8 protein-coding genes are annotated in these 8,463 nt (G+C 51.3%); all 8 read left to right on the top strand.

Annotated elements, in window-relative coordinates:
* Positions 1-354, top strand: a 354-nt coding sequence (locus AAE045_RS22125) for an EF-Tu C-terminal domain-related protein (RefSeq protein ID WP_455549528.1), incomplete at its 5' end; no start/stop codon positions are given.
* Positions 355-588: 234 nt separating this feature from the next.
* Positions 589-972, top strand: coding sequence for a preprotein translocase subunit SecE (gene secE / locus AAE045_RS22120; RefSeq protein WP_202308012.1), 384 nt, complete (start codon positions 589-591; stop codon positions 970-972).
* 1 nt (position 973) lies between these two features.
* Positions 974-1,519 carry a transcription termination/antitermination protein NusG gene (nusG, locus tag AAE045_RS22115; protein WP_002438628.1) on the top strand — a complete coding sequence of 182 codons (546 nt, stop codon included), beginning with the start codon at positions 974-976 and terminating at the stop codon, positions 1,517-1,519.
* A 154-nt stretch (positions 1,520-1,673) separates the two neighbouring features.
* Positions 1,674-2,102: a 50S ribosomal protein L11 gene (gene rplK / locus AAE045_RS22110; RefSeq protein ID WP_121268269.1), complete on the top strand. Its 429-nt coding sequence runs from the start codon at positions 1,674-1,676 to the stop codon at positions 2,100-2,102.
* Positions 2,103-2,105: 3 nt separating this feature from the next.
* A complete protein-coding gene (rplA, locus tag AAE045_RS22105; RefSeq protein ID WP_455549527.1) occupies positions 2,106-2,810 on the top strand; it encodes a 50S ribosomal protein L1 in 705 nt (234 codons plus the stop codon).
* 295 nt (positions 2,811-3,105) lie between these two features.
* On the top strand, positions 3,106-3,603 hold the full coding sequence (gene rplJ / locus AAE045_RS22100; protein ID WP_124025482.1) for a 50S ribosomal protein L10: 498 nt from the start codon (positions 3,106-3,108) through the stop codon (positions 3,601-3,603).
* Positions 3,604-3,669: 66 nt separating this feature from the next.
* Positions 3,670-4,032: a 50S ribosomal protein L7/L12 gene (gene rplL / locus AAE045_RS22095; protein ID WP_202308006.1), complete on the top strand. Its 363-nt coding sequence runs from the start codon at positions 3,670-3,672 to the stop codon at positions 4,030-4,032.
* A 324-nt stretch (positions 4,033-4,356) separates the two neighbouring features.
* Entirely contained in the window at positions 4,357-8,385 is a 4,029-nt protein-coding gene (rpoB, locus tag AAE045_RS22090; protein WP_455549526.1) for a DNA-directed RNA polymerase subunit beta, read from the top strand.
* The last annotated feature ends 78 nt before the right edge of the window (positions 8,386-8,463 follow it).

Genomic DNA, 8,463 nt, shown 5'->3' with positions numbered 1-8,463 from the left:
CTGCTGCGTGGTATCAAACGTGAAGAAATCGAACGTGGTCAGGTTCTGGCTAAGCCAGGCTCTATCAAGCCGCACACCCAGTTCGAATCTGAAGTTTATATCCTGTCCAAAGACGAAGGCGGCCGTCATACTCCGTTCTTCAAAGGCTACCGTCCACAGTTCTATTTCCGTACAACTGACGTGACTGGTACCATCGAACTGCCAGAAGGCGTAGAGATGGTAATGCCGGGCGACAACATCAAAATGGTTGTTACCCTGATCCACCCAATCGCGATGGACGACGGTCTGCGTTTCGCAATCCGTGAAGGCGGCCGTACCGTTGGTGCTGGCGTTGTTGCTAAAGTTATCGCTTAATCGCTGATAACATTTGACGCAATGCGCAAGAAAAGGGCATCATTTGATGCCCTTTTTGTACGCTCTCGACCCAGAACCTGGCTCATCAGTGATTTTTTACTCATAATCATTGCTGAGACAGGCTCTGAAGATGGCGCTGATACCGAGTAGCGCCTGTAAAGAGCAATTCGGTTTGGTTTGCCTCGCGCCTGCGGGGCAAAAATGTTTGTCTGATTTATTGTGACAGGTTGGTTTATGAGTGCGAATACCGAAGCTCACGGAAGCGGGCGCGGCCTGGAAACGATGAAATGGCTGGTTGTTGCCGTTCTGCTGATTTTAGCAATCGTGGGCAACTACATTTATCGTGATGTGACCTTGCCTCTGCGTGCCCTGGCAGTGGTTATTATGATTGCTGCAGCGGGCGGTGTCGCGCTGTTGACGACGAAAGGCAAAGCAACTGTCGCCTTCGCTCGTGAAGCGAGAACCGAAGTACGTAAAGTGATTTGGCCGACTCGCCAGGAAACATTGCACACCACCTTAATCGTGGCGGCAGTAACTGCTGTAATGTCACTGATTTTGTGGGGCCTGGACGGTATTTTAGTCCGTCTGGTTTCTTTTATTACTGGCCTGAGGTTCTGAGATGTCTGAAGCCCCTAAAAAGCGTTGGTACGTCGTTCAGGCGTTTTCCGGTTTTGAAGGCCGTGTAGCGACTTCGCTGCGCGAGCACATCAAATTACATAACATGGAAGAGCTGTTTGGCGAAGTCATGGTACCGACCGAAGAAGTGGTCGAAATCCGTGGTGGCCAGCGTCGCAAAAGCGAACGTAAATTCTTCCCGGGCTACGTGCTGGTCCAGATGGTTATGAACGACGCGAGCTGGCACTTAGTGCGTAGCGTTCCACGCGTTATGGGTTTCATTGGCGGCACGTCTGACCGTCCGGCACCGATTAGCGATAAAGAAGTTGATGCGATTATGAACCGCCTGCAGCAGGTTGGAGATAAGCCGCGTCCTAAAACGCTGTTCGAACCGGGTGAGATGGTCCGTGTTAGCGATGGTCCATTTGCTGACTTTAACGGTGTAGTGGAAGAAGTAGATTACGAAAAGAGCCGCCTGAAGGTTTCTGTATCTATCTTCGGTCGTGCTACTCCGGTCGAACTGGATTTTGCCCAGGTCGAAAAGGCGTAACAGCCAGGTTGTAAAAGCAGCGATTAATCGTTGCACAGGGCGCGAGATTGGCATACAATTTCGCGCCTTTTGTTTTTATGTGTCCTGTACACATAAAACGATTTATTCACGGGGAGCCTCATCGAGGCGTTATAACCCACTAGAGGAAATTTAGATGGCTAAGAAAGTACAAGCCTACGTCAAGCTGCAGGTTGCAGCTGGTATGGCGAACCCAAGTCCACCGGTTGGTCCAGCACTGGGTCAGCAGGGTGTTAACATCATGGAATTCTGTAAAGCGTTCAACGCAAAAACTGATTCCATCGAGAAAGGTCTTCCAATTCCGGTTGTTATTACCGTTTACGCTGACCGTTCTTTCACTTTCGTTACTAAAACCCCACCGGCTGCTGTTCTGCTGAAGAAAGCTGCTGGCATCAAGTCTGGTTCCGGTAAGCCGAACAAAGACAAAGTGGGTAAAGTGACCCGTGCTCAGGTGCGTGAAATCGCAGAAACCAAAGCTGCGGACATGACTGGTTCTGACGTTGAAGCGATGACTCGCTCCATCGAAGGTACTGCTCGTTCCATGGGCCTGGTAGTGGAGGATTAAGAAATGGCTAAACTGACCAAGCGCATGCGCGTGATCCGTGACAAAGTTGATGCGACCAAACAGTACGACATCAACGAAGCCGTTGCTCTGCTCAAAGAGCTGGCCACTGCTAAATTCGTAGAAAGCGTTGACGTTGCTGTGAACCTCGGCATCGACGCTCGTAAATCTGACCAGAACGTACGTGGTGCAACTGTACTGCCGCACGGTACTGGCCGTTCCGTTCGCGTAGCCGTATTTGCCCAGGGCCCTAACGCTGAAGCTGCTAAAGCTGCAGGCGCAGAGCTGGTAGGTATGGAAGATCTGGCTGACCAGATCAAAAAAGGCGAAATGAACTTCGACGTTGTTATCGCATCTCCTGATGCAATGCGCGTTGTTGGCCAGCTGGGCCAGGTTCTGGGTCCACGTGGCCTGATGCCTAACCCGAAAGTTGGTACTGTAACCCCTAACGTTGCTGAAGCGGTTAAGAACGCTAAAGCTGGTCAGGTTCGTTACCGTAACGACAAAAACGGCATCATTCACACTACCATCGGTAAAGTGGACTTTGACGCTGACAAACTGAAAGAAAACCTGGAATCCCTGCTGGTTGCGCTGAAAAAAGCTAAACCTTCTCAGGCGAAAGGCGTTTTCATTAAGAAAGTTAGCCTGTCCACCACTATGGGTGCAGGTGTTGTGATCGACCAGTCTGGTCTGAACGCGGTAGCGAACTAATAATCGCTGCTTTACGCGGGCGTGAGATTGGTCTAAAATCTTACGCCCGTTGCCTTGCTTGCAGGGCACACAGAATTTTCGGTTGGAGCCTGGCCTTATCCAGGCCTCCGTCCAAGACCGCAGGCGTCTCGCAAGAGGCTTAATTTCCTGCGTAGACGGTGACAGAACCTGAAGAATATTTTTGGATAGTCTTTGGCTTGTTTCTGCTCACCGTATGTCGACGCTCATTATCGTTTTGGTGATGAGTGAAGTGAGTTCCGGGGGTTACCCCGGCTAATATCCAGGAGCAAAGCTAATGGCTTTAAATCTTCAAGACAAACAAGCGATTGTTGCTGAAGTCAGCGAAGTAGCCAAAGGCGCGCTGTCTGCGGTTGTTGCGGATTCCCGTGGCGTTACCGTAGATAAAATGACTGAACTGCGTAAAGCAGGTCGTGAAGCTGGCGTTTACATGCGTGTTGTTCGTAACACCCTGCTGCGCCGCGTCGTTGAAGGTACTCAGTTTGAATGCCTGAAAGACACGTTTGTTGGTCCAACTTTGATTGCATACTCTATGGAACACCCGGGCGCTGCTGCTCGTCTGTTCAAAGATTTCGCGAAAGCGAATGCAAAATTCGAAGTTAAAGCTGCAGCCTTTGAAGGTGAGCTGATCCCGGCGGCCCAGATCGATCGCCTGGCAACTCTGCCAACTTACGAAGAAGCAATCGCACGCCTGATGGCAACCATGAAAGAAGCCTCTGCAGGCAAACTGGTTCGCACTCTGGCTGCTGTACGCGATCAGAAAGAAGCTGCTTAATCGCACTCTCTTTTCTAACGCATTTGCTTACGTATAAACTAATTCTGATTTTCAGGAACAATTGTTATGTCTATCACTAAAGATCAAATCATTGAAGCAGTATCCGCTATGTCCGTAATGGACGTTGTTGAACTGATTTCTGCAATGGAAGAAAAATTCGGTGTTTCCGCTGCTGCTGCTGTAGCTGTTGCTGCAGGCCCAGCTGAAGCTGCTGAAGAAAAAACTGAGTTCGACGTTATTCTGAAAGGCGCTGGCGCTAACAAAGTTGCTGTTATCAAAGCAGTACGTGGCGCAACTGGCCTGGGTCTGAAAGAAGCTAAAGACCTGGTAGAAGCTACTGGTGCAATCAAAGAAGGCATCAGCAAAGATGACGCTGAAGCTCTGAAGAAAGCTCTGGAAGAAGCTGGCGCAGAAGTTGAAGTTAAATAAGCCAACCTTTCCGGTTGCAGCCTAAGTAATTAGGCTGATGGCTGGTGACTTTTTAGTCACCAGCCTTTTTGCGCTGTAGGGTACCAGTCGCGTTTCACACTGTTTGGCTGCTGGTTACCTTTCAATGCTTGTCTCTATCGACGACTTAATATACTGCGACTTTCTACGCCGGGAGTTCCGGAGTAAAGCGTAGCGAAATGGTTTAAGAGTGATAGAAACAGGTATTGCGGAATGTGTTCCACTTTCCGGTCCACAAAATAGTGTTGCACAAACTGTCCCTCCGTCGGGCAGATGGGTCGACTTGTCAGCGAGCTGAGGAACCCTATGGTTTACTCCTATACCGAGAAAAAACGTATTCGTAAGGATTTTGGAAAGCGTCCACAAGTTCTGGACATTCCTTATCTCCTTTCTATCCAGCTTGACTCGTTCCAGAAGTTTATCGAGCAAGATCCTGAAGGGCAGTACGGTCTGGAAGCAGCTTTCCGTTCCGTGTTCCCAATCCAGAGCTACAGCGGCAATTCGGAACTGCAGTACGTCAGCTATCGTCTTGGCGAACCAGTTTTCGATGTCAAAGAGTGTCAGATCCGTGGCGTGACGTATTCTGCTCCGCTGCGTGTAAAACTGCGTCTGGTGATCTACGAGCGTGAAGCGCCAGAAGGCACCGTAAAAGACATCAAAGAACAAGAAGTCTACATGGGTGAAATTCCACTCATGACTGACAACGGTACGTTCGTTATCAACGGTACTGAGCGCGTTATCGTTTCTCAGCTGCACCGTAGCCCGGGCGTATTCTTTGATAGTGACAAGGGTAAAACCCACTCTTCAGGGAAGGTGCTGTATAACGCACGTATCATCCCTTACCGTGGTTCCTGGCTGGATTTCGAATTCGACCCGAAAGACAACCTGTTCGTGCGTATTGACCGTCGCCGCAAACTGCCTGCGACCATCATTCTGCGCGCACTGAACTTCACCACTGAGCAGATCCTTGACCTGTTCTTTGAGAAAGTTAATTTCGAAATCCGTGACAACAAGCTGCAGATGGAACTGATTCCGGAGCGCCTGCGTGGCGAGACCGCATCATTTGATATCGAAGCTGACGGCAAGATCTATGTCGAAAAAGGCCGCCGCATCACCGCGCGCCATATTCGTCAGCTGGAAAAAGATGATATTAAGCTTATCGAAGTTCCGGTTGAGTACATTGCTGGCAAAGTCGCGGCTAAAGACTACGTTGACACCTCTACCGGCGAGCTGATTTGCGCGGCGAACATGGAGCTGTCATTGGATCTGCTGGCCAAGCTGAGCCAGTCTGGTCACAAGCGTATCGAAACGCTGTTCACCAATGACCTGGATCACGGCCCGTACATCTCTGAGACCGTACGCGTCGACCCAACCAACGATCGCTTAAGCGCGCTGGTTGAGATCTACCGCATGATGCGTCCTGGTGAGCCACCAACTCGCGAAGCGGCTGAAAGCCTGTTCGAGAACCTGTTCTTCTCCGAAGACCGCTACGATCTGTCCGCGGTTGGTCGTATGAAGTTCAACCGTTCTCTGCTGCGTGATGAAATCGAAGGTTCAGGCATCCTGAGCAAAGACGACATCATCGAAGTGATGCGTAAGCTTATCGGTATCCGTAACGGTCAGGGCGAAGTCGATGATATCGACCACCTCGGCAACCGTCGTATCCGTTCCGTAGGCGAAATGGCGGAAAACCAATTCCGCGTTGGCCTGGTACGTGTTGAGCGTGCGGTGAAAGAGCGTCTGTCCCTGGGCGATCTGGATACCCTGATGCCTCAGGATATGATCAACGCCAAGCCAATCTCTGCGGCAGTGAAAGAGTTCTTCGGTTCCAGCCAGCTGTCTCAGTTTATGGACCAGAACAACCCGCTGTCTGAGATCACGCACAAGCGTCGTATCTCTGCACTCGGCCCGGGCGGTTTGACCCGTGAGCGTGCAGGCTTCGAAGTACGTGACGTACACCCAACCCACTACGGTCGTGTATGTCCAATCGAAACGCCAGAAGGCCCGAACATCGGTCTGATCAACTCCCTGTCTGTTTATGCACAGACCAACGAATACGGCTTCTTAGAAACCCCGTATCGTCGCGTAGTTGATGGCCTGGTAACAGACGAAATTCATTATCTGTCTGCTATCGAAGAAGGTAACTATGTTATCGCTCAGGCGAACACCAACCTGGACGAAGAAGGCCGTTTCGTAGACGACCTGGTTACCTGCCGTAGCAAAGGCGAATCAAGCTTGTTCAGCAACGACCAGGTTGACTACATGGACGTTTCCACCCAGCAGGTGGTTTCCGTCGGTGCATCCCTGATCCCGTTCCTGGAACACGATGATGCCAACCGTGCATTGATGGGTGCGAACATGCAACGTCAGGCGGTTCCTACTCTGCGTGCTGATAAGCCGCTGGTTGGTACCGGTATGGAACGTGCTGTAGCCGTTGACTCCGGTGTTACCGCCGTAGCCAAACGTGGCGGTACCGTTCAGTACGTTGATGCTTCCCGTATCGTTATCAAAGTTAACGAAGACGAGATGCATGCCGGCGAAGCGGGTATCGACATCTACAACCTGACTAAGTACACCCGTTCTAACCAGAACACCTGCATCAACCAGATGCCGTGTGTCTCTCTGGGCGAACCAATTGAACGCGGCGATGTGTTGGCAGACGGTCCGTCTACTGACCTCGGTGAACTGGCGCTTGGCCAGAACATGCGCGTAGCGTTCATGCCGTGGAACGGTTACAACTTCGAAGACTCCATCCTCGTTTCCGAGCGTGTTGTTCAGGAAGATCGTTTCACTACTATTCACATCCAGGAACTGGCATGTGTGTCCCGTGACACCAAGCTGGGGCCAGAAGAGATCACCGCCGACATCCCTAACGTGGGTGAAGCAGCGCTCTCCAAGCTGGATGAATCCGGTATCGTTTATATCGGTGCTGAAGTGACCGGTGGCGACATTCTGGTTGGTAAGGTAACGCCGAAAGGTGAAACCCAGCTGACCCCAGAAGAGAAGCTGCTGCGTGCCATTTTCGGTGAGAAAGCGTCTGACGTTAAAGACTCTTCTCTGCGCGTACCAAACGGCGTTTCCGGTACCGTAATCGATGTGCAGGTCTTCACCCGCGATGGTGTGGAAAAAGACAAGCGCGCGCTGGAAATCGAAGAGATGCAGCTGAAGCAGGCGAAGAAAGACCTGACTGAAGAACTGCAGATCTTTGAAGCTGGCCTGTTTGCCCGTATCCATGCGGTACTGGTTGCTGGCGGCGTTGAAGCTGAGAAGCTCGACAAGCTGCCACGTGACCGCTGGCTGGAACTGGGTCTGACTGACGAAGAGAAGCAAAACCAGCTGGAACAGCTGGCGGAGCAGTACGACGAGCTGAAGCACGAGTTTGAGAAGAAACTCGAAGCTAAGCGCCGCAAAATCACTCAGGGCGATGACCTGGCACCTGGCGTGCTGAAAATCGTGAAAGTGTATCTGGCCGTTAAACGTCAGATTCAGCCTGGTGACAAGATGGCAGGTCGTCACGGGAACAAAGGTGTTATCTCCAAGATCAACCCGATCGAAGATATGCCTTACGATGAACACGGCACGCCGGTAGACATCGTACTGAACCCGCTGGGCGTACCATCTCGTATGAACATCGGTCAGATTCTGGAAACCCACCTGGGCATGGCTGCGAAGGGCATCGGCGAGAAGATCAACGCCATGCTTAAGAAGCAGGAAGAAGTTGCCAAGCTGCGCGAATTCATCCAGAAAGCGTATGACCTGGGTACAGACGTTCGTCAGAAGGTTGATCTGAATACCTTCACCGACGATGAAGTTCTGCGCCTGGCTGAAAACCTGAAAAAAGGCATGCCGATCGCGACTCCGGTCTTCGACGGTGCTAAAGAGTCAGAAATCAAAGAGCTGCTGCAACTTGGCGGTCTGCCATCTTCTGGTCAGATTACCCTGTTCGACGGCCGTACCGGTGAGCAGTTTGAGCGTCAGGTAACCGTAGGTTACATGTACATGCTGAAACTGAACCACCTGGTTGATGACAAAATGCACGCGCGTTCTACCGGTTCTTACAGCCTGGTTACTCAGCAGCCGCTGGGTGGTAAGGCTCAGTTCGGTGGTCAGCGCTTCGGTGAGATGGAAGTGTGGGCACTGGAAGCATACGGTGCTGCATATACCCTGCAGGAAATGCTGACTGTTAAGTCTGATGACGTGAACGGCCGTACTAAGATGTATAAGAACATCGTAGACGGTAATCATCAGATGGAACCAGGCATGCCGGAATCCTTCAACGTACTGTTGAAAGAGATCCGTTCGCTGGGTATCAACATCGAGCTGGAAGACGAGTAATTACTCGCATCTGCTGTACTGGTTACAGGATGTCCGGGTCACACCGGACGTCTCTGAGAAGTCTCACTCCGACGGGAG

This window comes from Dryocola clanedunensis (assembly GCF_038405435.1).
Taxonomy (GTDB): Bacteria; Pseudomonadota; Gammaproteobacteria; order Enterobacterales; family Enterobacteriaceae; genus Dryocola; species Dryocola clanedunensis_A.
The sequence above is the reverse complement of the archived record's forward strand: the minus strand, read 5'-3'. Positions and strand labels throughout refer to the sequence as shown.